This is a genomic window from Paraburkholderia sp. 35.1, from assembly GCF_050436525.1.
GTDB lineage: Bacteria > Pseudomonadota > Gammaproteobacteria > Burkholderiales > Burkholderiaceae > Paraburkholderia > Paraburkholderia tuberum.
In genome coordinates, this window is sequence record NZ_JBNDMJ010000003.1 from 903,612 (window position 1) to 928,341 (window position 24,730).

Annotated in this window: 24 protein-coding genes and 1 pseudogene; 14 read left to right on the top strand and 11 right to left on the bottom strand. The window is 64.9% G+C overall.

Annotated features, from left to right (window positions below):
• The first annotated feature begins 7 nt into the window (after window positions 1–7).
• The 6 genes from OKW27_RS24165 (at window position 8) to OKW27_RS24190 (ending at window position 6,646) form a co-directional block, all read left to right on the top strand.
• Window positions 8–1,399, top strand: a complete 1,392-nt coding sequence (locus tag OKW27_RS24165; protein ID WP_429335101.1) for a hypothetical protein — start codon at window positions 8–10, stop codon at window positions 1,397–1,399.
• Window positions 1,400–1,504: 105 nt separating this feature from the next.
• The gene (locus OKW27_RS24170; RefSeq protein WP_090801251.1) at window positions 1,505–2,218 is read left to right on the top strand and encodes a C39 family peptidase; all 714 of its coding nucleotides are present in this window, start codon (window positions 1,505–1,507) and stop codon (window positions 2,216–2,218) included.
• A gap of 7 nt (window positions 2,219–2,225) precedes the next feature.
• Window positions 2,226–3,035 (top strand): peptidase C39, encoded by an 810-nt coding sequence (locus tag OKW27_RS24175; RefSeq protein WP_429335102.1) that lies wholly within the window; start codon window positions 2,226–2,228, stop codon window positions 3,033–3,035.
• Window positions 3,036–3,128: 93 nt separating this feature from the next.
• Entirely contained in the window at window positions 3,129–4,580 is a 1,452-nt protein-coding gene (locus OKW27_RS24180) for a hypothetical protein (protein ID WP_429335103.1), read from the top strand.
• A 24-nt stretch (window positions 4,581–4,604) separates the two neighbouring features.
• The gene (locus OKW27_RS24185; protein ID WP_429335104.1) at window positions 4,605–6,074 is read left to right on the top strand and encodes a sigma 54-interacting transcriptional regulator; all 1,470 of its coding nucleotides are present in this window, start codon (window positions 4,605–4,607) and stop codon (window positions 6,072–6,074) included.
• A 71-nt stretch (window positions 6,075–6,145) separates the two neighbouring features.
• A complete protein-coding gene (locus OKW27_RS24190; RefSeq protein ID WP_429335105.1) occupies window positions 6,146–6,646 on the top strand; it encodes a dihydrofolate reductase in 501 nt (166 codons plus the stop codon).
• A gap of 97 nt (window positions 6,647–6,743) precedes the next feature.
• Here the strand turns inward: OKW27_RS24190 and pmbA are convergent, their stop codons facing one another.
• Window positions 6,744–8,114: a metalloprotease PmbA gene (pmbA, locus tag OKW27_RS24195; protein ID WP_090801260.1), complete on the bottom strand. Its 1,371-nt coding sequence runs from the start codon at window positions 8,112–8,114 to the stop codon at window positions 6,744–6,746.
• A 150-nt stretch (window positions 8,115–8,264) separates the two neighbouring features.
• On the opposite strand from pmbA, the gene yjgA reads away from it, so the two are divergent.
• Both yjgA and mog read left to right on the top strand, forming a co-directional pair.
• A complete protein-coding gene (gene yjgA / locus OKW27_RS24200) occupies window positions 8,265–8,882 on the top strand; it encodes a ribosome biogenesis factor YjgA (protein ID WP_429335106.1) in 618 nt (205 codons plus the stop codon).
• Entirely contained in the window at window positions 8,863–9,504 is a 642-nt protein-coding gene (mog, locus tag OKW27_RS24205; protein ID WP_090801264.1) for a molybdopterin adenylyltransferase, read from the top strand. Before yjgA ends, mog begins: the two co-directional genes overlap by 20 nt.
• Window positions 9,505–9,542: 38 nt before the next feature.
• Here mog and orn read toward each other — a convergent pair whose 3' ends face one another.
• Window positions 9,543–10,154, bottom strand: coding sequence for an oligoribonuclease (gene orn / locus OKW27_RS24210; RefSeq protein WP_090801266.1), 612 nt, complete (start codon window positions 10,152–10,154; stop codon window positions 9,543–9,545).
• A gap of 227 nt (window positions 10,155–10,381) precedes the next feature.
• Between orn and OKW27_RS24215 the strand changes: the two genes are divergently transcribed.
• Genes OKW27_RS24215 through OKW27_RS24225 form a run of 3 tightly spaced genes read left to right on the top strand, consistent with a single transcriptional unit; the run spans window position 10,382 to window position 12,958 of the window.
• A complete protein-coding gene (locus OKW27_RS24215; protein ID WP_429335107.1) occupies window positions 10,382–11,641 on the top strand; it encodes a M48 family metallopeptidase in 1,260 nt (419 codons plus the stop codon).
• On the top strand, window positions 11,638–12,636 hold the full coding sequence (gene rsgA / locus OKW27_RS24220) for a ribosome small subunit-dependent GTPase A (protein WP_429335108.1): 999 nt from the start codon (window positions 11,638–11,640) through the stop codon (window positions 12,634–12,636). The genes OKW27_RS24215 and rsgA overlap by 4 nt, the downstream gene beginning before the upstream one ends.
• 1 nt (window position 12,637) lies before the next feature.
• Window positions 12,638–12,958, top strand: coding sequence for a DUF2007 domain-containing protein (locus OKW27_RS24225; protein ID WP_090801271.1), 321 nt, complete (start codon window positions 12,638–12,640; stop codon window positions 12,956–12,958).
• Window positions 12,959–13,030: 72 nt separating this feature from the next.
• Here the strand turns inward: OKW27_RS24225 and OKW27_RS24230 are convergent, their stop codons facing one another.
• The 6 genes from OKW27_RS24230 to rpsP all read right to left on the bottom strand — a co-directional run bounded on the left by OKW27_RS24230 (window position 13,031) and on the right by rpsP (window position 17,419).
• Window positions 13,031–13,969, bottom strand: a complete 939-nt coding sequence (locus OKW27_RS24230) for a CobD/CbiB family protein (protein WP_429335109.1) — start codon at window positions 13,967–13,969, stop codon at window positions 13,031–13,033.
• A 151-nt stretch (window positions 13,970–14,120) separates the two neighbouring features.
• Window positions 14,121–14,879 (bottom strand): NUDIX hydrolase, encoded by a 759-nt coding sequence (locus OKW27_RS24235; protein ID WP_090801275.1) that lies wholly within the window; start codon window positions 14,877–14,879, stop codon window positions 14,121–14,123.
• A gap of 87 nt (window positions 14,880–14,966) precedes the next feature.
• The gene (rplS, locus tag OKW27_RS24240; protein WP_013090115.1) at window positions 14,967–15,353 is read right to left on the bottom strand and encodes a 50S ribosomal protein L19; all 387 of its coding nucleotides are present in this window, start codon (window positions 15,351–15,353) and stop codon (window positions 14,967–14,969) included.
• Between the two features lie 149 nt (window positions 15,354–15,502).
• Complete coding sequence (gene trmD, locus OKW27_RS24245; protein ID WP_184027806.1) at window positions 15,503–16,270, bottom strand: tRNA (guanosine(37)-N1)-methyltransferase TrmD; 768 nt, start codon at window positions 16,268–16,270, stop codon at window positions 15,503–15,505.
• Window positions 16,271–16,295: 25 nt separating this feature from the next.
• Window positions 16,296–17,030, bottom strand: coding sequence for a ribosome maturation factor RimM (gene rimM, locus OKW27_RS24250; RefSeq protein ID WP_429335110.1), 735 nt, complete (start codon window positions 17,028–17,030; stop codon window positions 16,296–16,298).
• Between the two features lie 134 nt (window positions 17,031–17,164).
• Window positions 17,165–17,419, bottom strand: a complete 255-nt coding sequence (rpsP, locus tag OKW27_RS24255; protein ID WP_013090118.1) for a 30S ribosomal protein S16 — start codon at window positions 17,417–17,419, stop codon at window positions 17,165–17,167.
• A 261-nt stretch (window positions 17,420–17,680) separates the two neighbouring features.
• On the opposite strand from rpsP, the gene OKW27_RS24260 reads away from it, so the two are divergent.
• Together OKW27_RS24260 and OKW27_RS24265 are read left to right on the top strand one after the other, a co-directional pair.
• Window positions 17,681–18,775, top strand: coding sequence for a PQQ-dependent sugar dehydrogenase (locus OKW27_RS24260; RefSeq protein WP_429336589.1), 1,095 nt, complete (start codon window positions 17,681–17,683; stop codon window positions 18,773–18,775).
• Window positions 18,776–18,973: 198 nt separating this feature from the next.
• Complete coding sequence (locus OKW27_RS24265) at window positions 18,974–19,441, top strand: NINE protein (RefSeq protein ID WP_090801282.1); 468 nt, start codon at window positions 18,974–18,976, stop codon at window positions 19,439–19,441.
• 36 nt (window positions 19,442–19,477) lie between these two features.
• Here OKW27_RS24265 and OKW27_RS24270 read toward each other — a convergent pair whose 3' ends face one another.
• Complete coding sequence (locus tag OKW27_RS24270; protein WP_429335111.1) at window positions 19,478–20,629, bottom strand: PA0069 family radical SAM protein; 1,152 nt, start codon at window positions 20,627–20,629, stop codon at window positions 19,478–19,480.
• 145 nt (window positions 20,630–20,774) lie between these two features.
• On the bottom strand, window positions 20,775–21,263 hold the full coding sequence (locus tag OKW27_RS24275; protein ID WP_090801287.1) for an Lrp/AsnC ligand binding domain-containing protein: 489 nt from the start codon (window positions 21,261–21,263) through the stop codon (window positions 20,775–20,777).
• 47 nt (window positions 21,264–21,310) lie between these two features.
• Between OKW27_RS24275 and OKW27_RS24280 the strand changes: the two are divergent.
• A pseudogene (locus OKW27_RS24280) lies at window positions 21,311–22,729 on the top strand (D-amino acid dehydrogenase); the annotation flags it as partial.
• Between the two features lie 139 nt (window positions 22,730–22,868).
• Here the strand turns inward: OKW27_RS24280 and OKW27_RS24285 are convergent.
• Window positions 22,869–24,659, bottom strand: a complete 1,791-nt coding sequence (locus OKW27_RS24285) for an acyl-CoA dehydrogenase (RefSeq protein WP_429335112.1) — start codon at window positions 24,657–24,659, stop codon at window positions 22,869–22,871.
• Between the last annotated feature and the right edge of the window lie 71 nt (window positions 24,660–24,730).

The following is a 24,730-nucleotide window of genomic DNA, read 5'->3' on the forward strand; positions in this document are numbered from 1 at the left end:
GCGAATCATGAAGCGCACTCTCATTGCCACGGCCGTCCTCGTTGCCGCGTCCGGCAGCGTGCTTGCCGCGCCGCAGAAGGCCTACCTGTTCAATACGACGGTCGTCGGCGAGATGGTCGGCGTCGAAGGTCTGGTCGGACTGTTTGGCTGCGTGCATGTCTCCAGCACGGCTAACGCGGTGATCAACAACAATCAGACCGTCAACGTGAATGCGACGCTCGATCCGCAGGCCCAGACCTACACCAGCGGCAACGTGACCACGACCCTGAACAACAGCACAACGTCGGTCAGGGGCGGCGGCTCGGCATTCGCGTTCACGACGCAAAACCATACGTCGTCGAGCTCGGGCTCGCAGGGCTTCGAAGCCTCCGGCGGCTATGCGTACGGCAGCCAGAGCGCGAGCGTGACGAGCAGCGGCTATGAAACCAGCCAGCAGGCAGCCGGCATTGCGGGCAGCTTCTCGCACACAAGTCAGAACTCGGGCGGCCAGCTGTCGGCCGGCGGCTCGATCGGCGGCAGCTACAGCTATCAGGACCACAACACGTTCTCGCACGGCAGCGGCTCGTTCAGCGCCCGCAGCGGCCTGCAGGCCGGTTATCGCGAATCGAGCTACGCGAACTCGTCGGGCGTCGCCGGCGGCTTCGAAGCGAGCGAAGCGTCCGGGCAAAGCCGTTCATGGGGCTTCAGGGCGAGCGAAGGCTCCGGCTATGCGATGGTCGGCGAGCAATCGTCGGGCTACTCGCGCAGCCGCTCGTCGTCGAGCGACTCGTATGGCGCCGCCTGGGGCATCGACGCAGGCATGTCGACGACCGACGTGACGACGCGCGGCTCGATCACGCAGCACATCAACAACGAAGCGGCCGCCACGCTGAATGCAACCACCGGCACCAACGCAGCCAGCAACGTGTCGGGCAACCTCGGCATCAACATCGCGGAAGGCATCGACAACGCGCAGAGCAACGACGTGTCGCTCGCCTCGGTCGACGTCGGCAACGTGTTCGGCAACGCGCAGGCCTTCAACGTGCAGTCCTCGGGCGGCAGCGCGACGATCCACAACTTCAATCTGAACGCGTCGGTCGGCAACGGGTCGCTGTCGGGTGTGACGGGCAACGTCGGTGTGAACATCGCTTCCGGTATCGGCAACGCGCAGGACAACGCGCTTGCCGGCGCCGTGACGACGACCTCGCCGGGCAAGGCGCTGACCACCGCGATGGATGCGACGGACGACAACTCGCAATCCGCGACGATGACCGTCCACGGGCAATTCCAGGGCACCGCGAGTCTGGGTGCCGATACGCTGAAAGGCGCCTCCGGAAACATCGGCGTGAACATCGCCGGCGGCGCGGGCAACTTGCAGCACAACGGCCTCGCCATCGCGGCGCTGAACAGCGGCAAGTAAGCCGACGACGCAGCGAGCGCGGGCAAGCAGAAGAAGCACAAAGCAGTCGGAGGGGCGCGCCGGCAGCCATCGAAGCTGCCGGCTCGGATCGGGCAGGAGACCAGCATGACCGGGTTCAAGGGGTTCCCGGCGCTACCGTTCGCCGTAGCGCTGGCAGGGTGCGTGCTGTGCGCGGATCACGCCGCCGCACAGTCGAGCATCGACACGTCCACGTTCGTCGGCGTGCCGTTGACGAAGACGGTCCGTTCGATGAAGGACCTGCGCTACAACCACATCGTCAATCAGCAATTCGATTACAGCTGCGGCGCCGCGGCGCTCGCCACCCTCCTAAAGTACGGCTACGGCATCGATATTCCGGAAACCGAACTGATTCGCCGGATGATGGTCTTTTCAACCCCCGAAGTCGTCGTCAAGAACGGCTTCTCGATGCTCGACATGAAGCACTTCGTCGAGACCATCGGACTGCGCGGCCGCGGCTTTCGCGTCAACGTCGAAGCGCTCCACCATCTTCAGATCCCCGTGATGGTCCTGATGAACATCGACGGCTACGAGCATTTCGTGATCGTCAAACATGCGCAGGACGGCCGCGTGTTCATCGCGGACCCGGCGCTCGGCAATCGCATCGTGCTCGAAGAGGACTTCGCGAAGACCTGGAACGGTCTCGTGTTCGCGGTCCTCGGCAAACCCTTCAGGGAGGATTCACCACTGTTGCAGGACAACGAGTCGCTCGCGCTGAAGCTGCGCGCCGCTGCGCTGGCAGCCGGCACCGCCGCGACGCCCTTTTTCGAGTACGGCTTGAACAAGGCAGACATGTTCTGATCCCGCCATGAAGTCACACTTCACACAGCTTGGGTTCGTGCTCTGCGCCGTCGCCTGCGGCGCAGGCGGCCTTGCCCACGCTTCGGAGGGCGCCGCCTCGCCACCGGCTCCCGAACTTTCGATACCGCCCGAGCCAGGCGCCGCGCCCCTGCGGGTGCAACTCGTCGGCGACGACGTGCTCGCGACCCAGACCGGCAAATACGCCGGCGCAACGATGATCTCCGGCTTCGTGCTGAACGTCATTTCGCAATGGCAGTTGCCCAACGGCGCGAGCGCGCTCGCCCAGGGATCGCTGAGCGCGGTGCAGAACGGCGGCGGCCAGCTCACGAGCTCCGTCAGCACGTTCGCCAGCGTGAGCGGCGGCGCGCACGGCCAACCAGGCGATTCGGGCGCCAACCCGAATGCCCAGGCGCGCGGCGGCCAGAGCGTCGGCGTCAATGGCGTGTCGCAGGTCACCCAGGTCGCGGGCGATCGAAACAGCGGCACCAACACCGCGCTAATCGACTTCAACAACAGCGCCGTGACGCTGACGGGCTCCGCCAACGCGCCGTCGGCATCGGCCAGCGATTCGACCGGCTCCGTGAAAGCCGGCATTTCGTTCGGCAGCAACGGCGTGAACGTGGCGCTGCGGACACCCGCTGGGCTCGCCACCCAGACCATCGCGCCGAGCAACGGGCAGATCGCCCAGTTGCTGCAGATTGCAGGCAATAACCAGCAAGTCGCCAACGCCCTGCAACTGCATCTGCAAACCCAGCAGATGTCGGCTTCGATGCTTCGTCAGTTAGGCGTACTGCAGGCACTGCAAAACAGGAGATGACGAAGCGGGCCGCCACCCGCCAGTTGCAGCAAAAGCAGTAAAGAAACGGCCGCGCAGTCGGCACCGCGCGGCCGGACCACCGGGGGAGCAAAAATGAAAAAAGTGTCATCGACCAGGGCACCGGGCATGGCTCTCGCGGCCATTCCGGCCGCCGTGATGCTGTGGGCTCTTTCTCAGTCGGCGAGCGCGCAGGCGCTCGCCGGTCAATCCGTGGAGGACCGTCTGAACACGCTGATGCGCGTCGTCGACGAGCAGCAGCGGCAGATCCATTCGCTCGAACGGCAGGTCACCGAACTCGAGATGGCGCAGCGCGGACGCGGCGTGCCGGGCGCCGACGCCCCCGCGGGCAGCGACACGGTGGCCGAGCAGCCGGGCGCCGACGGCCTGCCGGTGGCGCTGCCGCCGCTCGCGCAGATCGCGCCCGGCGCGCCCGCGCCGGCGGGCACCACCGGCACCGCGACCGGCGTGCCGGTCAATCCGCCGACGCCGGACGGCAGCAATGCAGGCAACGCCAGCGCCGGCGGCCTGCCCGCCGCCACCGACGGCAGCGGCGCGGTCGGCCGGACCCAGCGCGCGAACGAACCGGTGCGCACGCAGGCCGAGCAGGCGGTCGTGCAACGCGAGCATGCGCCGCTCTTCGACCACAAGCTGACGATGGACTTCGGCATCAGCGACACCTACTACGACCGTCGCCAGTTGCAGTTGTCGGGCTTCCTCGCGCTCGACGCGATTTTCCTCGGCAACATCAACCTCGGCCAGACCAAGTCGCACCAGGTAATGGCGGACCTCGACACGCGCTACGGCGTGTCCGACCGCATCAATGTCGACGTCGACGTGCCGTACCTGTATCGGCGCAGCACCTTCATCGTCGGCGGCGCGGGCGGCGCGGCGAGCACGCTGTCGGACGCGACGGTGTCGAGTCACGACATCGGCGACGTGAACTTCGGCATCTACTACCAGTTCGTCAGGGAAACCAATGCCTTGCCGGACGTGGTCGGCAGTCTGCGCGTGAAGGCGCCGACCGGCAGCTCGCCGTTCGGCGAAAAAGTCGTGCAGGTCGACGCGGACAACACCAACCTCGTCGCGCCGACCAGACTGCCGACCGGCACCGGCTTCTGGAACATCACGGCGGGTCTGTCGGTGCTGAAGACCTACGACCCGGTCGTGCTGTTCGGCAGCGTTTCCTATACCTACAACCTTGCGCGTTCGTTCGCGGACATCTCGTCGGTGCAGGGACAAACCGAACCGGCGACGGTCAAGCTCGGCGACATCGTGCAGTTCGGTGGAGGCGTCGCGCTCGCGTTCTCCGACAAGGATTCGGCCAGCGTGTCGTTCACGATGGCGCTCGAACCCGCGTCGCAGACCAAGTCGCCGGGCGGCAGCTATCAGAAGGTGCCGGGCAGCGAAACCACGGCCGCGGCGATGAATTTTGGCCTGAACCACGTCGTGAACAAGCATCTGACCATCAACGGCTCGGTATCGATCGGACTCACACCCGACGCGCCGAACTTCGTGGTCGGCATGCGCTTTCCGTACACCTTCTGACGTGCCAACGATACGAGGTCGAACGTGCGTGAATCACCTCATCTGACCAGTGTGGCTTCCGTCGCGGCAGCGGGATCGCATCTGTCGCTCGCGGTGCCGAAGCAGCGCGCCGCCGTCGCGCGACAGTTGCTGTACGTCGCGCGCACGCCCGACGAAACGCTGATCGCGCATCTGAAAAGCCGCGGCTGGCAGGTCGCGGCGGCGCGCTCGGCGCACGAACTCGCGCGGCTCGCGAAACCTGACATCGCATGCGCGGGAGTCGTCGATCTGGCGAGCTTCGCGCCGCGCGACATCGGCGGGCTCGAGGCGAGCCTGCGTCAGCAGCAGATCGGCTGGATCGCGCTGGCGACCAACGAGCGGCTCGACGATCCGCTCGTGCGACGCCTCGTGCGCCACTACTGCTTCGACTTCGTGAAGCTGCCCGTCGCGCACGCCACGATCGACTATCTGGCCGGCCACGCGTTCGGCATGGTCGCGCTGTGCGACCCGGAACTTCCGCCGCCCGTCAGCGAAGCGGGCGACGAGGAAATGGTCGGCACCTGCGAGGCGATGCAACAGCTTTTTCGCACGATCCGCAAGGTCGCGAACACCGACGCGAGCGTGTTCATCGCGGGCGAATCGGGCACTGGCAAGGAGCTGACCGCGCTCGCGATCCACGAGCGCTCGCCGCGCCGCAAGGCGCCTTTCACGCCGATCAACTGCGGCGCGATCCCGCCTCATCTGCTTCAATCCGAACTGTTCGGCTACGAGCGCGGTGCCTTTACCGGCGCGAATCAGCGCAAGATCGGCCGCGTCGAGGCGGCAGACGGCGGCACGCTGTTTCTCGACGAGATCGGCGATCTGCCGCTCGAAAGCCAGGCGAGCCTGCTGCGCTTTCTGCAGGAAGGCAAGATCGAGCGGCTCGGCGGACGCGAATCGATTCCGGTCGACGTGCGCATCATCTCGGCGACCCACGTCGATCTCGACGGCGCGATGCGCGAGGGCCAGTTCCGTGCGGATCTGTTTCATCGCCTGTGCGTGCTGCGCGTCGATGAGCCGCCGCTGCGCGCGCGGGGGCGGGACATCGAGATTCTCGCGTACCACATGCTGCACAAGTTCAAGACCGACAACGCGCGCAAGATTCGGGGCTTCACGCCGTCGGCGATCGAGGCGCTCTACAACTACAACTGGCCCGGCAACGTGCGCGAGCTGATCAACCGCGTACGCCGCGCGATCGTGATGGCCGAGAACAAGCTGATCTCGGCCGACGACCTCGACCTCGCGGGCTACACGGAGCAGGAAAGCATGACGCTCACGCAGGCGCGCGAGGCTGCCGAGAAGCGCGCGATCGAGGCCGCGCTGCTGCGCCATCGGCATCGGTTGAACGAGGCGGCGGTGGATCTGAACATTTCCCGCGTGACGCTGTATCGGCTGATGGGCGTGCACGGCTTGCGCGAACCGGGCGGCGCCGACGACAAGGGAGCGCTCCCCGCGGACGGGCCGGCGCGGGCGTGAGCGGCGGGTACGCGTCGGTGTGGATCGACGGCTCGGGTAGAATCGCCCGGTTACCCTCCTCTTTCCATTCGATGACGACGCTCACCCTGATCGTCGCTCGCGCCAGCAACGGCGTGATCGGCCGCGACAACCAGTTACCCTGGCGACTGCCCGAAGACCTCAAATTCTTCAAGCGCACGACGATGGGCGCGCCCATCATCATGGGCCGCAAAACGCATGAATCGATCGGCCGGCCACTGCCGGGACGCCGCAACATAGTCGTCACGCGCGATGCCTCGCGACGCTTTCAGGGCTGCGACACCGCGACCAATCTCGACGAAGCGCTCGTGCTCGCCGCGCAGGACCAGGCGCCGCAGGCGTTTCTGATCGGCGGCGCAGAGCTCTACGACGAAGGGCTGCGCCATGCGGACAAGCTGATCGTCACCGAAATCGCCGCCGACTTCGACGGCGACGCGACCTTCCCCGCAATCGACCCGCAGGTGTGGGAAGAAATCGCGCGCGAAGCGCATCACTCGAATGCGCCCAACGACTTAGATTACGCATTCGTCACGTATCAGCGCAAGGACGTCTGACGGCGCGCGCCGCGCAAGCGATAAAAAACGCCACGCAACGTTCAGTTGCGTGGCGTTTTCGTTTGATGCGGGGCTGCGTTGGAACGCGCCGTGCGGCTTACTGCCCCGCGATCGTCATCCGCTCGATCAACACCGAGCCGGTCTGCTTGGTGCCGCGCGTGATCGTATCCGCGCCGACCGCGACGATATGGCGGAACATCTCCTGCAGCGTGCTCGCGACCGTGATTTCCTCGACCGGATACTGGATCTTGCCGTTCTCGACCCAGAAACCCGACGCGCCGCGCGAGTAGTCGCCGGTCACGTAATTGACGCCCTGCCCCATCAGCTCGGTCAGCAGCAGACCCGTGCCGAGCTTCTTCAGCATCGCCTCGAAGTCGTCCTCGGGGCGCGTGTTCGAACTGAGCAGCGACAGGTTGTGCGAGCCGCCCGCGTTGCCGGTGGTCTTCATGCCGAGCTTGCGCGCCGAGTAGGTGGACAGGAAGTAGCCCTCGACGACGCCGTCCTTCACGACCGAGCGCTGGCGCGTGCGCACGCCTTCCTCGTCGAACGGCGCGCTGCCCATCGCGCGCGCGACGTGCGGGTCTTCGACCACCTGCACGTGCGGCGCGAACACCGGCTTGCCGAGGCTGTCGACCAGAAACGAAGTCTTGCGATACAGCGCGCCGCCGCTCGTCGCCTGCACGAATGCGCCGAGCAGGCCCGCCGCGAGCGGCGCCTCGAACAGCACCGGCACCTTGCGCGTGTCGAGGCCGCGCGCGCCGATGCGCGCGAGCGCGCGCTGCGCCGCGTAACGACCGACCGCTTCGGGATCGGCGAGTTCGTCGGCGCTGCGCGTCGACGTGTACCAGTCGTCGCGCTGCATGTTGCGGCCGCTGCCGGCGATCGGCGCGCACGCGACGTAGTGGCGCGAATACGGATAGCCGGCGAGGAAGCCGCGCGAGGTCGCCAGCACGAACTGCGAGTGCTGTGCCGACACGCTCGCGCCTTCCGAGTTCTTGATCTGCGGATCGGTCGCGAACGCGGCGTCTTCGGCGCGGCGCGCGATTTCGACCGCTTCGTCGGCGGACAGATTCCACGGGTGGTACAGATCGAGGTCGCGCGGCGCGGTTTCGAGCAGCTCCGCTTCGGCGAGGCCCGCGCAATTGTCTTCGGCGGTGAAGCGCGCGATGTTGTAGGCGGCCGCGACCGTGTCCTTCAATGCCTGCCGCGAGAAGTCCGAGGTGCTCGCGTTACCGCGTTTGTTGCCGATAAACACCGTCACGCCGACCATCTTGTCGCGGTTGTGCTCAATCGTCTCGACTTCGCCGCGCCGTACCGAGACGGACAGGCCGTCGCCTTCGGAGATTTCGGTCGCGGCGTCGGTGCCGCCGAGCGCCTTCGCGTGACGAAGGATGTCCGAGGCGATTTCCTTCAGCTCATCCTGGGTATGCGGAAAAAAGCGCTGCTTGACGTCCATGTCTGCTGCCATTGTGGTTGCCGTCCTGTTGGGGCCGCGCGGCCCTGGGTATGCACACCGTATTCGGGGCAGGCGCGCGGGTGCGGGATAAATGCATCCCGCGATCATAGCAAGGTACGCGCCGCCGCGGGTCGGGCCGGCGCGGCAAGTTACAATACCGGCATGACACGCAAAACCCGCATTCAACCGATCGAATCCGTCGTCACGGAAGTCGACGAAAACGGCTACGATCGTCCGAGCAAGTCCCAGGTCAAACGCGAAATGCAGGCGTTGCAGGATCTGGGCTTGGAACTCGTCGCGCTGCCGAAAGACGCGCTCAAGCGCATGCCGATGCCCGAAAAGCTCGACGAAGCCGTGCGCGAAGCGCGCCGCATCACCGACCACGAAGGCAAGCGCCGCCAGATCCAGTACGTCGGCCGCGTGATGCGCTCGCTGCTCGACACCGAAACCGCCGCGCTGCGCACCGCGCTCGACACCTACAAGGGCATCAACAAGTCGGAGACGGCGAAGCTCCATTGGATCGAGCGCACCCGCGAAAAGCTGCTGGCCGACGACGCCGCGCTGACCGAGTTCATCCGCCAGCACCCGAGCGTCGACCCGCAGCAGGGCCGCACGCTGATCCGCAACGCGCGCAAGGAAGCGGAGCAGAGCAAGCCGCCGCGCTACTTCCGCGAGTTGTTCCAGTGGATCAAGAGCGCGGCCGGCACCGACGACGAAGCGGAAGACGCGCACGACCCCAACCTCGCCGCGGAAGACGACGATGACGACCGCGACGCCTGATCGACGTAAGCAACGTCAGCACCCCGACGAAATCGTGATCGGCCTCGTGTCGATCAGCGACCGCGCGTCGACGGGCGTGTACGAGGACAAGGGCATTCCGGCGCTGCAGGAGTGGCTCGGCGCGGCCTTGAGCTCGCCATGGCAGGTGGTCACGCGGCTGATCGCCGACGACGCGCCGACCATCTCGGCGACGCTGATCGAGCTGGTCGACGAAGTGGGCTGCGATCTGGTGCTGACGACCGGGGGCACCGGACCGTCGCGCCGCGACGTGACGCCCGAGGCGACGCTCGCTGTCGCGACCAGGGAGATGCCCGGCTTCGGCGAGCAGATGCGGCAGATCAGCCTGAATTTCGTGCCGACCGCGATCCTGTCGCGCCAGGTCGCGGTGATCCGCGAAACCGAACGACACGCCGCGCTGATCATCAACCTGCCCGGCCAGCCGAAATCGATCAGGGAAACGCTGGAAGGCCTGCGCGATGACGGCATGGTCAAGGTGCCAGGGATTTTCGCGGCGGTGCCGTACTGCATCGACCTGATCGGCGGCCCTTACGTAGAAACGAACGTCGACGTGGTCAAGGCGTTCCGGCCGAAAAGTGCGCAACGCGCGCCGCGGCAAGACTGAGGTTCGAGGTTCGGGGCCTGCCCGTGCAAGCCCGCGCTTTACTGAGCGCTCGCGGCGGCGTCCGGCGCCGACGGCACGAGGAAATGCTCGCGGTAGTACTTCAGCTCGTCGATCGACTCGTGGATATCGGCCAGCGCCGTGTGCATCGCGCGCTTCTGGAAGCCCTTGTAGATGACCGGCTGCCAGCGCCGGCACAGCTCCTTCAGCGTACTCACGTCGAGGTTGCGGTAGTGGAAGAAGCTCTCCAGATCTGGCATCCAGCGCGCCATGAAGCGGCGGTCCTGGCAGATCGAGTTGCCGCACATCGGCGACTTGCCCGGCGGCACGTACTGGCCGAGGAACTCGCGGATCTGCGCGGTCGCATCGGCCTCGCTGACAGTCGACGCCTTCACGCGATCGATCAGCCCCGAGCGGCCATGCGTGTTCTGGTTCCACGCGTCCATCTTCGCGAGCGTTTCATCGCTCTGATGAATCGCGAGCACCGGACCTTCGACCATCCTGTCGAGCGTCGAGTTCGTCACCACCACCGCGATTTCGATGATGCGGTCGGTGTCGGGCTCGAGCCCGGTCATTTCCATGTCCAGCCAGACGAGGTTCATGTCGCTGCGCACGAGCGGCGGCTGTTCGGTGGATGCGAGGATGTCAGTCATGAAGGCAACCCTGAGGGCCGCGCGGCGGGCTTCGCTGGAAACCCGCGCGGCGCGGCATGTGTTCGTTTGAAATCGATTCGCGCGGTTCGAGCCGGGCCGGCCGCGCCAAAGCGCCGCCCTGAACTGCAACCCGGAGCTCTTGCGTTGAACCGTCGCTTTAAACCGTATCTCCGCCGCGAGGCGGGAAGAAACATATAATTCTCGCATAGATACCACGGAATCCCCGGATGCCTACCTTGTACTTCACCGCCCTGTTCGTCGTCGCCGTCGTCGCGATGGTCGGCACCAAACTCTGGCTCGCGTCGCGGCAGATCCGCTTCGTCGTCGCGCATCGCGAACAGGTGCCGAGCCAGTTCGCGAACACCATCGCGCTCACCGCGCATCAGCGCGCGGCCGACTACACGGTCGAGCGCACGCGGCTCGCGATGGTCGAGATCGTCGTCGGCGCGGCCGTGCTGATCTGGCTCACGCTGCTTGGCGGCGTGCAGATGCTCGATCTCGCGATCTCCGACTGGCTCGGCCGCGGCTACGTCGGTCAGATCGCGCTGGTTGCCGCTGTGATCGCGATCACGAGCGCGATCGACCTGCCGTTCGATTACTACCGGCAGTTCGTCGTCGAGCAACGCTTCGGCTTCAATCGCATGAGCAAAAGCCTGTTCTTTTTCGACCGTCTGAAGGGCGCGCTGCTCGGCATCGCGTTCGGCCTGCCGTTGTTGTTCGTCGTGCTGTGGCTGATGAACCGCGCGGGCAACCTGTGGTGGCTGTGGGCATGGGTCGTGTGGGTCGCGTTCCAGATGTTCGGCCTGCTGATTTTCCCGACCTTCATCGCGCCGCTCTTCAACAAGTTCGAGCCGCTGAAGGATGAAGCGCTCGTGACCCGCATCGAGGCGCTGATGAAGCGCTGCGGCTTCGCCGCGAAGGGCCTGTTCGTGATGGACGGCAGCCGCCGTTCGGCGCACGGCAACGCGTACTTCACCGGCTTCGGCGCGAGCAAGCGCATCGTGTTTTTCGACACGCTGCTCGCGCGCCTGTCGGGCCGCGAGATCGAAGCGGTGCTCGCGCACGAGCTCGGCCACTTCAAGCGTCGTCACGTGATGAAGCGCATGCTGGTCACGTTCGCGATCAGCCTCGCGATGCTCGCGCTGCTCGGCTGGCTGACGCAATGCGTGTGGTTCTACGAAGGGCTCGGCGTGCGGCCGTCGCTCGTCGGCGGCAATGGCGGACTCGCGCTCGTGCTGTTCTTCCTCGCGCTGCCCGTGTTCATGTTCTTCGTCACGCCGCTTGGCAGCCTCAGCTCGCGCAAGCACGAGTTCGAAGCCGACGCGTTCGCGGCGACGCAAACCGACGCGCACGATCTCGTCAACGCGCTCGTCAAGCTGTACGAGGACAACGCGTCGACGCTGACGCCCGATCCGATCTACACCGCGTTCTACTACTCGCATCCGCCGGCCTCGCAGCGGATCGACCGACTGCTGCAGCACGCATGAGCGGCCGCGCTCCGAAGAAGGCGTCGCGCGGCGCGTCGGCCACCGCATCCGGCATGCACGGCGCGCGCACGGGCGGCCTCGTGGTGGCCGCGCACGGCCGCCACTATCTGGTCGCTCCTGAAGACGGCGGCGCGTTGCTGCAATGTTTCCCACGCGGCAAGCGCAGCGAGGTCGCGGTCGGCGATCGCGTGATCTATGAGCCGACCTCGGCGGATCAAGGCGTGATCGTCGAGATCGGCGAGCGGCGCAATCTGCTGTATCGCTCGGATCAGTACAAGTCGAAGCTGTTCGCCGCGAACCTCGACCAGTTGCTGATCGTGCTCGCCACCGAGCCGCATTTCAGCGAGGATCTGCTCGGCCGCGCGCTCGTCGCCGCCGAGGCGAACGAATTGAAGCCGCTGATCGTGCTGAACAAGATCGACGTCACCGATGCTCTGGACGGCGCGCGCAAGCGGCTCGAGCCGTATCGCGCGCTCGGCTATCCGGTGCTCGAAGCGTCGATCCGGATGCAGCCCGAGGCGGCACGCGCCACGCTGACCGAACATCTGCATGGTCACGCGACGCTGCTGCTCGGCCAGTCCGGCATGGGCAAATCGACACTCGTGAACCTGCTGATTCCCGATGCCGAAGTCGCGACGCGCGAGATCTCGACTGCGTTGAACAGCGGGCGCCATACCACGACGTTCACGCGTCTTTATCCGCTGCCGCGGTCGGAGGGCACGACCGGCGTGAATGGCGTCAACGGCGCGGCCGGCGCGCTGATCGACTCGCCGGGCTTTCAGGAATTCGGCCTGCATCACCTGAGCGAAGGCCGGCTCGAACGCGCGTTCCCCGAGTTCCGGCCGCTGCTGCCAAACTGCCGTTTCTATAACTGCCATCATTTGCACGAGCCTGGCTGCGCGATCCTCGAAGCCGTCGCCGACGGGCGCATCCGCCGCGAACGGCATGCGCTTTATGCGCAGCTCGTGCACGAGGCGAGCCAGATTGTCCGCTGACATGAAACTGATGCGCGCGCCGAACCTGATCATCGGACAGCATTGGGTCAACGTGCTGGAGACCGCGGGCATCGCTTGCGAGCTGCACAACCGCTATCTGAACGGGGCGCTCGGCGAGATTCCGGCCGACCAGTGCGCGCCGGAGCTGTGGCTCGTCGATGAACGCGATGAGGCGATCGCGCGGCGGCTGATCGAAGCGGCCTCGCGAGGACCGGCACCGGGCGCGCCTCCATGGCAATGTCAGCAGTGCGGCGAGCTGCTCGAGGCGCAGTTCACCGTGTGCTGGCAATGCGGGACTGTGCGCGATCCGTTGAAGGGGTGAAGCGGAGTCGGGAATTGAAGAAGCCGGGCATTGCCCGGCTTCTTCTTGTGCTGCGCGCGTGGCCTGGCCGCTTCAGGCGAGCCACACCGCGATGGTCAGCATCAACAGCAGGATCATCCACAGTACGACTGCACGCCACACCAGCCCCACTGCCGATTGCAGCGTGCGCGGCGTGCAGTCGTCGCCGACCTGCACCGGACCGCCGTCGCCGGTGGCGAGCGCGTCGAGGCTCGACGGCTCCGCGAGTGGCCCGGCCAGGCGCGCGCCGAGCGCCCCGCTGCCCGCGGCGAGCAACACGCCGTCGTTCGTATCGGGCCACTGCCGCGCATGATTGCGCCACGCGTAAATCGCATCCTCGAAATTGCCGACGATCGCAAAGCCCAGCGACGTCAGCCGCGCCGGCACCCAGTCGATCCCGAAGAACGCGCGCTGCGCGAAGCTCGAAAACGCGACGGTGCGGTCGTCGGCCGGCCGCGCCCATGCGCGCGCGAGATATTCCGCGCAACGGTACAGCACCGCGCCAGCGGGACCGACCGGAATCAGGAACCAGAAGAACACGCCGAACACATGACGATGCGACGCGACCACCGCGTGGATCAGCGTGTGACGCACGATCTCGCTGACCGGCATGTCGACGGTCTCGAGCCCGGTCCATTCGTTGAGAATTTCGCGCGCGCGTGGCACGTCGTCGTTGTTCAACGCGAGATGGATGTCGGTGAAGTAATGGCTGAACTGCCGGAAGCCGAGCGTGAAGTACAGCACCACGACATTCCACAGGAACGCGAGCATGAAGTGAATGTGATACAGCACGTAGTAGACGAGCGCGACCGCGAGCGTCCAGGGCACCACCACGACGAGCCACGCGAGCAGACCGTGACGTTGCTTGCCAGCATCGAATCCGTGCGCCGCCGACTCCGCATGGTATTGAAGCAACGCGGACAACGGATTGTTCGGCGACAGCGCGCGTACCTGTTCAATGATCAGAGCCAGCAATACGGAGAAAAAAGTCATGCGATGCGCCGTGCTTTTTAAGTTTTTTACGATTGTTTTATAACGATAGCACAGGGTCGGATGAGTCTGAACGCGGATGCTGACAAAGCGCCGACAAGTGCGTCGTTCGCGCAACTGTGCATCGTCGACGCGGCGATGCGAGTCACGTAATTTATGCGGCGAGGAACCGATACAGGTTGCGCAGCATCGCCGCCGTCGCGCCCCAGATGAAATGATGGCCGCCTTGCACCGCTGCTGGCGTGACCGTCTGCGCTTGGTGCGCGCCGCGCTGCTCGGCGGCCTCCGGAGCCACCGTCAATTCGCCGCGCGGATACGGCATCGCGAAGAAGCGGCGCTCTCCGCCCTCGTAGCGGAACAGGCGCTCTTCGTGGTTGGACGGGTCCATCAGGAACGCGAGCGGCACTTCGAAGACCTCGGCCACTTCGAGCGTATCGATCTCCAGCGAGAACGGCGGGTGCACAAGAGCGACGACCGGCGACACGCGAAAGCCGGTGCCAGTGAGATAGTCGGGCAACGCGCCGAGAACTTCGACGCGCGACGCGTCGAGGCCCACCTCTTCGTGCGCTTCGCGCAGAGCCGTTGCGGTCGCATCAGCGTCGAACGGTTCCTGGCGGCCGCCGGGAAAACTCACCTGACCGGCGTGATCGTTCAGATGGTCCGCGCGCTGCGTGAGCAACACGGTAAGACCGCGCGCGCGCACGACGAGCGGCACCAGCACCGCGGCCACGCGCGGATCGAGGTCGGTATTGCGCCACGGCGCATCGGCAATTTTCTCGGGTGTCCAGGCAAGCTGCCGATCAAAGCGCGCCCGCAGTGCATCGGGCGTCAGACGCTCGCGCGCGACCGGTGGCAGATCGGCGCCTGTCGCGATGACAGGCAGAGTTTCGGGCTCAAAGACGGGGCGGATCAACGGGTCTCTCTGATGAGCGTGGACATGCCGCTATTTTGACCTGGCCAACAAAAAAGCACCCGCGAGGGGTGCTTTTTCTTACAGCATTTACGCTTGGGAAGCAGCGCGGTCTTTCGAGACCAGCTTTTCCTTGATTCGAGCCGACTTGCCCGAACGCTCGCGCAGATAGTACAGCTTCGCACGACGCACATCGCCGCGACGCTTGACGACGATGCTAGCCAGCAGCGGCGAATACGTCTGGAACGTACGCTCGACGCCTTCGCCCGACGAAATCTTACGGACGATGAACGACGAATTCAGACCACGGTTACGCTTGGCGATCACGACGCCTTCGTAAGCCTGCACACGCTTACGCGTGCCTTCAACCACGTTCACGCTGACGATGACCGTATCGCCCGGACCAAAATCCGGAATGGTCTTTTCGCCGAGAACGCGCGCGATTTCTTCCTGCTCGAGTTTTGCAATCAGATTCATCACTGACTCCTAGATCCATCTTGTCGGCGTTCGTACCTGCCTCACGCGCTTACTGCGTTGGGCTACGGCCCCGATAGAGGATGGGTTCACATCTGGCACCGCACACGCATGCACGGCACCGCCTTGTGTCCGCTCGAAAGACTGGGGCCTCAGGCCTTCGGCTCTTCCTTCGCGAGACTCGCGAGCCACGCCTCGTCGGCACGGCTCAGCATTCTGTTCTTTCGGGCCTTCACGATCAGATCGGGCCGCTTGTTCAACGTGTTGCGCAATGCTTCGCGCCGCCGCCACGCTTCGATTTCCGCATGATGGCCGCCGAGCAACACATCAGGCACCCGCACGCCCTCGTATTCCTCAGGACGCGTGTAGTGCGGACAATCGAGCAGCACATCGACGAAGCTATCCTGCACCGCCGACTGTGAGTCGTTCAGCACGCCAGGCAACTGACGCACGACCGCATCCATCAACGCCATCGCGGGCAACTCGCCGCCCGACAGCACGAAATCGCCAAGGCTTACTTCTTCGTCGACTACACGGTCCAGCAGACGCTGGTCGATCGCTTCGTAGCGCCCGCACAACAGGATCAGACCGGGTTCGGCCGCGAACTTCATCACGCGCTCGTGATTCAGTGTGGCGCCTTGCGGCGACATCATCACGACGCGCGCCGCGCCGATGCCCTGCTCCGACTGCGCCGCTTTCGCGGCACTGATCGCGTCTTCGAGCGGCCGGGCCAGCATAACCATGCCGGGGCCGCCGCCGTATGGGCGATCGTCGATCGTGCGGTAGTTGTCGGTCGTGAAATCGCGCGGATTCCACGTACGCAACCCATAGCGCTGCTGCTTCGCGGCCCGGCTGGTGATACCCCAGTCTGTCAGCGCGCGGAACATTTCTGGAAAGAGCGTCACGACATCGAACTGCATCGCTCTCCCCGCTCAACGATAGATTTCAATAGTCAGCTTCCCAGTCGACGACGATATGCTTTGCCGCCTGGTCCACTGTTTTGACAAAGACGCCGACGAACGGGATCAAACGCTCGCCTGCGACCGGCTTGCCGTTTTTGTCGGTAGCCGGATATTCGATGCGCAGCACCGACTGCGCGCCGTTGTCGATCATGCTGGCGACTTTGCCGAGGTTGAGCCCGGCGAGATTCACCACGTCCAGGCCGATCAGATCGACCCAGTAGAATTCGTCGGCTTCGAGCGCCGGAAATTCGCTACGGCCGATGTATACGCGAGAACCGCGCAAAGCCAACGCCGTATCGCGGTCAGCGACGCCACCCAGACGGGCGACCACGCTGTCGCTATGTGTTTTGGCCTGCAAGGACGGCGCCGATTTGCGCTCCTGGCCTTTCAGCAGCCACCAGCGCTTCGCGCTCAGCAAGACGTCGCCGCCTTGCCCGGCATCCGCATGCGCGGCTACCTTGACCCAGCCTTTGAGACCATAGGCGTCGACGATTGCGCCGACTTCGACCGCATCGGCCGGCCAGCTTGCCGCCGTTTCGATGCGCATTTCTGCAGCTTCGAAATCGGCGTTCGCGGCATCGGCTTGCGCCTCTTTCGCCTTGCCGTCGGTTCGTTCGACCGGCTTGCGGACGAATGCACCGAACGACGCCTCACCAGACGCCTTTGCGCGCGAAGCTGCCTTGACGCTACCAGAACTGCCGGAATCACGCTCAGACATCGAATAACCTCGACAACAACTTCGCAGCCTGCTTTGGCGTCTGCTTCAGTAAAACAAATTGCGCATCGGACTGCTCACGCGAGTTGCGCGAGCCGCCGGCCGAACCGACGACGATACGCCTGCGGGCCGCCATATCAAGCAGCCGGCTGCGCCTTTTGCGCTTCCTTCACGAGACGTTCGACGGTCGGCGACAGTTGCGCGCCAACACCTTGCCAGTACGTCAGGCGATCCTGAGCGATACGCAGGGACTCGCCCTTCGTAGCGACCGGGTTGTAGAAACCGACGCGCTCGATGAAACGGCCGTCACGACGGCTGCGCGAGTCGGTGGCGACGATGTTGTAGAACGGGCGCTTCTTGGAGCCGCCACGAGCCAAGCGGATGATGACCATACTAGAATCCTTGAAAACCGGGGTTCGGAACGACTGAAACAGGCGATTATAGCGGGAAAGCGACGCCATAACAAACACTTACCGGGATAAACTGCGGAAACGGGATGCACCCACCTTCTACAAGAGGTGCGAGAACCCGCTCAAACGCCCGAATTACCTGAAGGAGCGCCCGTGCAACGCCAGCCGAAACTCCCGTTTCCGTTCGCCTTTCGTGCCTTTTTCGTACGCTTTGTCGGACTTTCGCGCACCTCGTGCAGCCGGATTCTACGTGCGGTAGCGGCCGCGGTTATCGCCGCGCAGGCGTTGACGGCAATCGCCGCGCTGCCCATCGAGAAAATCAAGCTGCCGCCGGGCTTTCACATCGAAGTGTTGTCGGACGAGGTGCCGAGCGCGCGCGCGATGACGTTGTCGCCCAAGGGCATTCTCTACGTGGGCAGCGACGATGGCCATGTGTATGCGCTCGAGCTGCGGAACGGCCGCGTGACGGGTCACCACGTGATCGCGTCCGGGCTGCAGATGCCCGCCGGCGTCGCGTGGCGCGACGGCGCGCTGTATGTGTCGGCCGTGTCGAAAATCGTGCGCTTCGATGCGATCGACTCGCACCTGAACGATCCGCCGAAACCGGTCGTTGTCACCGACAAGCTGCCGAAGGACACGCATCACGGCTGGAAATTCATCGCGTTCGGCCCGGATGGCAAGCTGTACGTGCCGCAAGGCGCGCCGTGCAACGTTTGCCAGAGAGATCCGGACCGCTTTGCGATGATTGGCCGCATGAACCCGGACGGCAGCCACTACGAGGTCGTCGCGCGCGGCATCCGCAATTCGGTCGGCTTCGCGTGGCATCCGGTCACCCACGAACTGTGGTTCACCGACAACGGTCGCGACCTGCTCGGCGACGATATTCCGAGCGACAAGCTCAACCGCGCGCCGCATGTCGGCATGAACTTCGGCTTTCCGTACTGTCACGGCGGCGACACGCCCGACCCCGAGTTCGGCAAGGATCATCCGTGCAGCGAATTCACGCCGCCAGTGGTCAAGCTTGGCGCTCACGTGGCGGCGCTTGGCATGCGCTTCTACGACGGCCCGATGTTTCCAGCCGACTACCGCAACAATATCTTCATCGCCGAGCACGGCTCGTGGAACCGCAGCAAGAAGGTCGGCTACCGCGTCGTGCGCGTGATCACCGACCCTGACGGCAGCCACGCACGCCAGCAGGTCTTTGCCGAAGGCTGGCTGCAACCCGGCGAATCGGTCTGGGGCCGCCCCGCCGACGTGTTGCCGCTGCCAGACGGTTCGCTACTGATCAGCGACGATACCGCCGGCGCAATCTATCGCATCACGTATTCAGCGCCGTAACACGCGGATGCACGCATGTCCGGCTGAACGGCTGCACTCACCCTGAGCCAGGTCCGGCGCATCTCGCCACCCCGCTTTCAGCCTGGGCGATCGTCCTCCACGTGACCACCCGCGCGCCGCAGGCGTAGAATGCGCGTCGGTCCGCGCCCCCGCGGCGCGCCGCTCCTTTCGACCGCCCGTCACTCTGCCCACGCGTTCATGCCCACCGCTGCCTCGACTTCCCCGCGCTTCAGATCCAAGACGCTCACCGCCGCGTTGGCGTTCCTGTTCGGCAGCCTCGGCGCCCACCGCTTCTATCTGTACGGCACCCGAGACATCTACGGCTGGGCGCATCTACTCGGCACGCTGATCGGCATTCCCGGCGTGATGCTGCTGGTCGCGACCGAGCGCGCGTCGATCCTGGGCTGGGTCCTCGCGCCGATCGGCGCGGTTTCGCTGTTTGCCGCGTTTCTGGCGGCGCTCGTCTACGGGCTGCGTCCTGATCAGAAATGGGATGCGCAATTCAACACCCACACGCAACGCAAAAGCCGCTCCGGCTGGACGGTCATTTTCGTCGTGATCTTTTCGCTGCTGATCGGTGCGTTTCTGCTGATGACCGGTCTCGCGCTCGCGTTCCAGACCTACTTCGAAAGTCAGGTCGAAGCGGCCAAAGCGATTTCGCAGTAATGCCCCCGTGGCGGGACCCGCAGACGTTCCTGCGCGCTAGAAAAGCCTCAGTTGCGGATTGTCGCGCGCCGGTGCGCTCACCTGCTCGGCGCGCGGCGGCTCGATCCGGCGGAAATGCGACATGTCGAGAATGCCGCGGTCGCGCCCGTTCAACCCTAACCGGCGCACGGCCTTGTGAAAGCGCTGCCTGAGCAGATCCGCCCATAAGCCCTCTCCCTTCATGCGGGTCGAGAACGAAGAATCGTAATCCTTGCCGCCTCGCATGTCGCGCACACGGCTCATCACGCGCTCGGCCCGATCCGGGAAATGTGCGCCCAGCCAATCCTTGAACAGCGGCGCGACCTCCCACGGCAGCCGCAGCGCGATATAGCTCGCATTGCTGGCGCCCGCTTCGGCGCATGCTTCGAGCACGCGCTCCATATCCGGTTCGGTGACGAACGGGATCACCGGCGCGATGCTGACGCCGACCGGAATGCCCGCCTCGCTGAGCGTACGGATCGTGCGCAGCCGGCGCGACGGCGTGGCCGCGCGCGGTTCGAGCGTGCGCGCGATGTCGGCGTCCAGCGTGGTGATGGTGATCGCGGCCATGAATTGCCCGCGCCCGGCCATCGGCGCAAGCAGGTCGATGTCGCGCTCGATCAGCGATGATTTGGTGATCGCCCCGAACGGGTGGTTGCGCTCGCTGAGCACCTCGATCACACGACGCGTAAGACGCAAGTCACGTTCGGCCGGCTGCCATGCATCGGTGGCGACGCCGAGCGCGATCGGCTCGGGTACATAGGATTTCTTCGACAGTTCCCGCTCGAGCAGCTCGGGCGCGTTGATCTTCGCGTAGATGCGGCTTTCGAAATCGAGCCCGGGCGACAAACCCAGGTAGCTGTGCGTGGGCCGCGCGAAGCAATAGATGCAGCCGTGTTCGCAGCCCCGGTAAGGATTCAGCGACACATTGAACGGAATGTCCGGCGACGCATTGCGTGTGAGGATGGTTTTTGCGCGCTCCTCGAACACCTGCGTGCGCAGGACCTTCGGCTCCCCGTCTTCGTCGGCCGTCTGCCAGCCGTCGTGGACGGCTTCGCGCTGGTCGACTTCGTAGCGGCCTTGCAGGTTCGTGACCGCGCCGCGCCCCTTGCGAGGCGCCGGCGGCGCGATCGGAAATTCGGGAATGTCAGGGGTGTCGGGGTCATCCACGGCGGGCCACGCAAAGCAAACACAAACGGGAAGCGTCAAAGGAAAGCGGCGCAAAACACCTGTATAAATATACAGTATTTACGCCGTTTGTCGAGCACTTCGTTGGTCGCTTGATGCGCGTCCCACCCCGTCAGCGAACCGGCACCTACTCGCCCACCGCGATCGTCAGCGTCTCCTTGATTTCCTCCATCACCACATAGCTCTTCGACTGCACCGCGCCCGGCAGCTGCAGCAAGATATCGCCGAGCAACTTGCGGTAATCGGCCATTTCGCCGATGCGCGCCTTGATCAGATAGTCGAAATCGCCCGACACGAGGTGGCACTCGAGCACCTCGGGGATCTTCTGCACCTCGCGCCGGAACAGATCGAACATGTTGCCACTCTTGTGATCGAGCGTGATCTCGACGAACACGAGCAGCGCCGCGCCCAGCTCGGCCGGGTTCACGCGGGCGTAGTAGCCGGTGATCACGCCGTCGCGCTCCATCCGCTTGACGCGCTCGATGCACGGCGTCACCGACAGACCGACCTGCTCCGCCAGGTCCTTCATCGCCATACGGCCGTCCTGCTGCAGGAGCCGCAGGATCTTGTGATCGAGCTTGTCGAGAGCCCGCACGGGCTGGCGCTGGGTACGCATGGTGTTTTTTCTAAAAATGATGAAAATACAATAACAAAACCTGTCTCACTGCCAATAGTATAGCGGTTAACACTGGGCAAACGGCATTTCACCTCACATTGCAGCTCGCCGAATCGAATCAGATCGAAGCTCCGACGAGCGCCTTGCCCTCACTCAATTTTTGGATATCTGGAGCAGCTATGCGAGTCGTCGTTTTGGGCAGTGGCGTCGTCGGCGTGACGAGTGCGTATTACCTCGCGCGCGCCGGTCACGAAGTGACCGTTATCGATCGCGAAGCCGGCCCGGCGCTCGAAACCAGTTTCGCCAACGCGGGCCAGATCTCGCCGGGCTACGCTTCGCCGTGGGCCGCCCCGGGCGTGCCGCTGAAGGCCGTCAAGTGGATGTTCCAGAAGCACGCGCCGCTGGCGATTCGCGTCGACGGCACCGCGTTCCAACTGCAATGGATGTGGCAGATGCTGCAGAACTGCACGGCGCCGCGCTATGCGGTGAACAAGGGCCGTATGGTGCGGCTGGCCGAATACAGCCGCGACTGCCTGCAGGCGTTGCGCGCCGACACCGGCATCGAGTACGAAGGCCGCACCGGCGGCACGCTACAGGTATTTCGCACGCAACAGCAGTTCGACGGCGCCGCGAAAGACATCGCCGTGCTGCAGGATGCCAACGTGCCATACGAGCTGCTGACGGCCGACGAACTCGCCAAGGCCGAACCAGCCCTCGCCGCGGTGTCGCACAAGCTCACCGGCGGCCTGCGCCTGCCCGGCGACGAAACCGGCGACTGCCAGATGTTCACGACGCGCCTCGCGGCGCTCGCCGAGGAACTGGGCGTCAAGTTCCGCTACAACACGTCGATCGACGCGCTCGCGATGGCGGGCGGCCGCATCGCCGGCGTGCAGTGCGGCAGCGAACTCGTGCGCGCGGATTCGTTCGTGGTCGCGCTCGGCTCGTATTCGACGCGCTTCCTCGATGGCATAGTGAAGATTCCGGTCTATCCGCTGAAGGGCTATTCGATCACCGCGCCGATCGTCGACGCGGCTGCCGCGCCGGTGTCGACCGTGCTCGATGAGACCTACAAGATCGCGATCACGCGCTTCGACGACCGGATCCGCGTCGGCGGGATGGCCGAGATCGTCGGCTTCGACAAATCGCTGCGCGAGGCGCGCCGCGAGACGCTCGAGCTTTCTGTGAATGACCTGTTCCCGGGCGGCGGCGACACGTCGAAGGCGACGCTCTGGACCGGTCTGCGGCCGATGACGCCGGACGGCACGCCGATCGTCGGCCGCACGCCGGTGCCGAACCTGTTCCTGAACACCGGCCACGGCACGCTTGGCTGGACGATGTCGTGCGGCTCGGGCCAACTGCTCGCCGACTTGATGTCGGGCAAGCAGCCCGCGATTCGCGCGGACGATCTGTCGGTGCATCGCTATCTCGGCGAGACCGCGGGCGAGCATCGGCCGGCGTATGCGTGAGTTTGAGTGCGTGCGCTGACGCGGCCCTGGCCGCGACGCAGGCCGCAACAAACAGCAGCCGTACAAACAAACGGCGCCTCGCGGGGCGCCGTTTGCATTTCAATGTGCTGCCGCGATCGCGGCCGGCATCGAGGCATGCTCAGAACTGGTCTTCCGACAAAGCCAGCACGCCCTCTCCCCCCTTCGCGCTGACGATCGCCACTTCGAGCGCCGCCGCCTGTGGCAACACGTGCTCGGCGTAGAACCGCGCGGTCGCGATCTTCGCGTCATGAAACGCTGGGTCCTCGTCGCGCTTCGTCGCCGCGGCAAGCTGCGCACGCGCCATCTGCCAGCCGCCCAGCACGATGCCCGCGAGCTTCAGATAGGGCACGCTGCCCGCGAACACCGCATTCGGATCGCCCTTCGCATTGGCGACGACGAAATCGACGACCGCGCCAAGCGCGCGCTGGCCCTGCGCGAGCTGCGTGCGCATCGACGCGAACGCCGCGCCCTGCTGCGCGCCAAGCGCTTCAACCGTTTCGGCGACGCCAGCGAGCAGTTCCTTCGCGACCTTGCCGCCGTCGCGCAGCGTCTTGCGACCGATCAGGTCGTTGGCCTGGATCGCGGTCGTGCCTTCGTAAATCGGTAGAATGCGCGCGTCGCGGTAGTACTGGGCAGCGCCGGTTTCCTCGATGAAGCCCATGCCGCCATGCACCTGCACGCCGAGGCTCGTCACGTCGATCGACAGCTCCGTGCTCCAGCCCTTCACGATCGGCACGAGGTATTCGTAGATCGCCTGATGCTTCGCGCGCGTCGCATCGTCCGGATGACGATGCGCGATATCGCAGTGCGAGGCCGCGAGGTAGGCGAGCGCGCGCGACGCCTCGGTGAGGCTGCGCATCGTCGACAGCATGCGGCGCACGTCCGGGTGCTGGATGATCGCGACCGACTGCTTCGCGGAGCCGTCCACGGGACGGCTCTGCACGCGCTCTTTCGCATACGCGACCGCCTTCTGATATGCGCGATCCGAGATCGCGACACCTTGCATGCCGACCGCGAAACGAGCGGCGTTCATCATGATGAACATGTATTCGAGGCCGCGATTCTCTTCGCCGATCAGCTGACCGAGCGCGCCGCCGTGATCGCCGAACTGCAGCACGGCGGTCGGGCTCGCCTTGATGCCGAGCTTGTGCTCGATCGACACGCAATGCACGTCGTTGCGCTCACCGAGCGAACCGTCTTCGTTGACGAGAAACTTCGGCACAAGGAACAGCGAAATGCCTTTCACGCCATCGGGCGCGTTCGGCGTGCGTGCGAGCACCAGATGCACGATGTTCTTCGCCATGTCGTGCTCGCCCCACGTGATGAAAATCTTCGTGCCGAACAGCTTGAACGAACCGTCGGCCTGCGGCTCGGCGCGCGTGCGTACGAGCGCGAGATCGGAGCCGGCCTGCGGCTCGGTCAGGTTCATCGTGCCGGTCCATTCGCCTGAAATCAGCTTGGGCACGTAGGTCTGTTTTTGCGCTTCGCTGCCAGCGGTTAACAGCGCTTCGATGGCGCCGTCGGTCAGCAACGGACACAGCGCAAAAGAGAGGTTCGACGCGTTGAGCATTTCGATGCAAGGCGTCGCGATCAGCTTCGGCAGGCCCTGGCCTTCGTAGTCGAGCGGATGTTGCACGCCCTGCCAACCGCCTTCGGCAAACTGGCGGAAGGCTTCCCTGAAACCCGGCGTCGCAGTGACCACGCCATCCTTCCAGCTGCTCGGATTACGATCGCCGTCGACGTTCAGCGGCGCGAGCACTTCGCCGCATAGTTTCGCCGACTCGTCGAGCACGGCCTTCGCGGTGTCGAGGTTCGCGTCCTCGAAGCCGGGCAGCTTCGCGATGTCTTCCAGTCCGGCCAGTTCTTTCATCACGAACAGCATGTCCTTGATGGGTGCCGTATAGCTCATTTCGGTACTCCTCCCTTGATATGAAAAAAGGGCGCGGGACTTGGTGGGTCCTGCGCCCTTCGCTTGCTTTC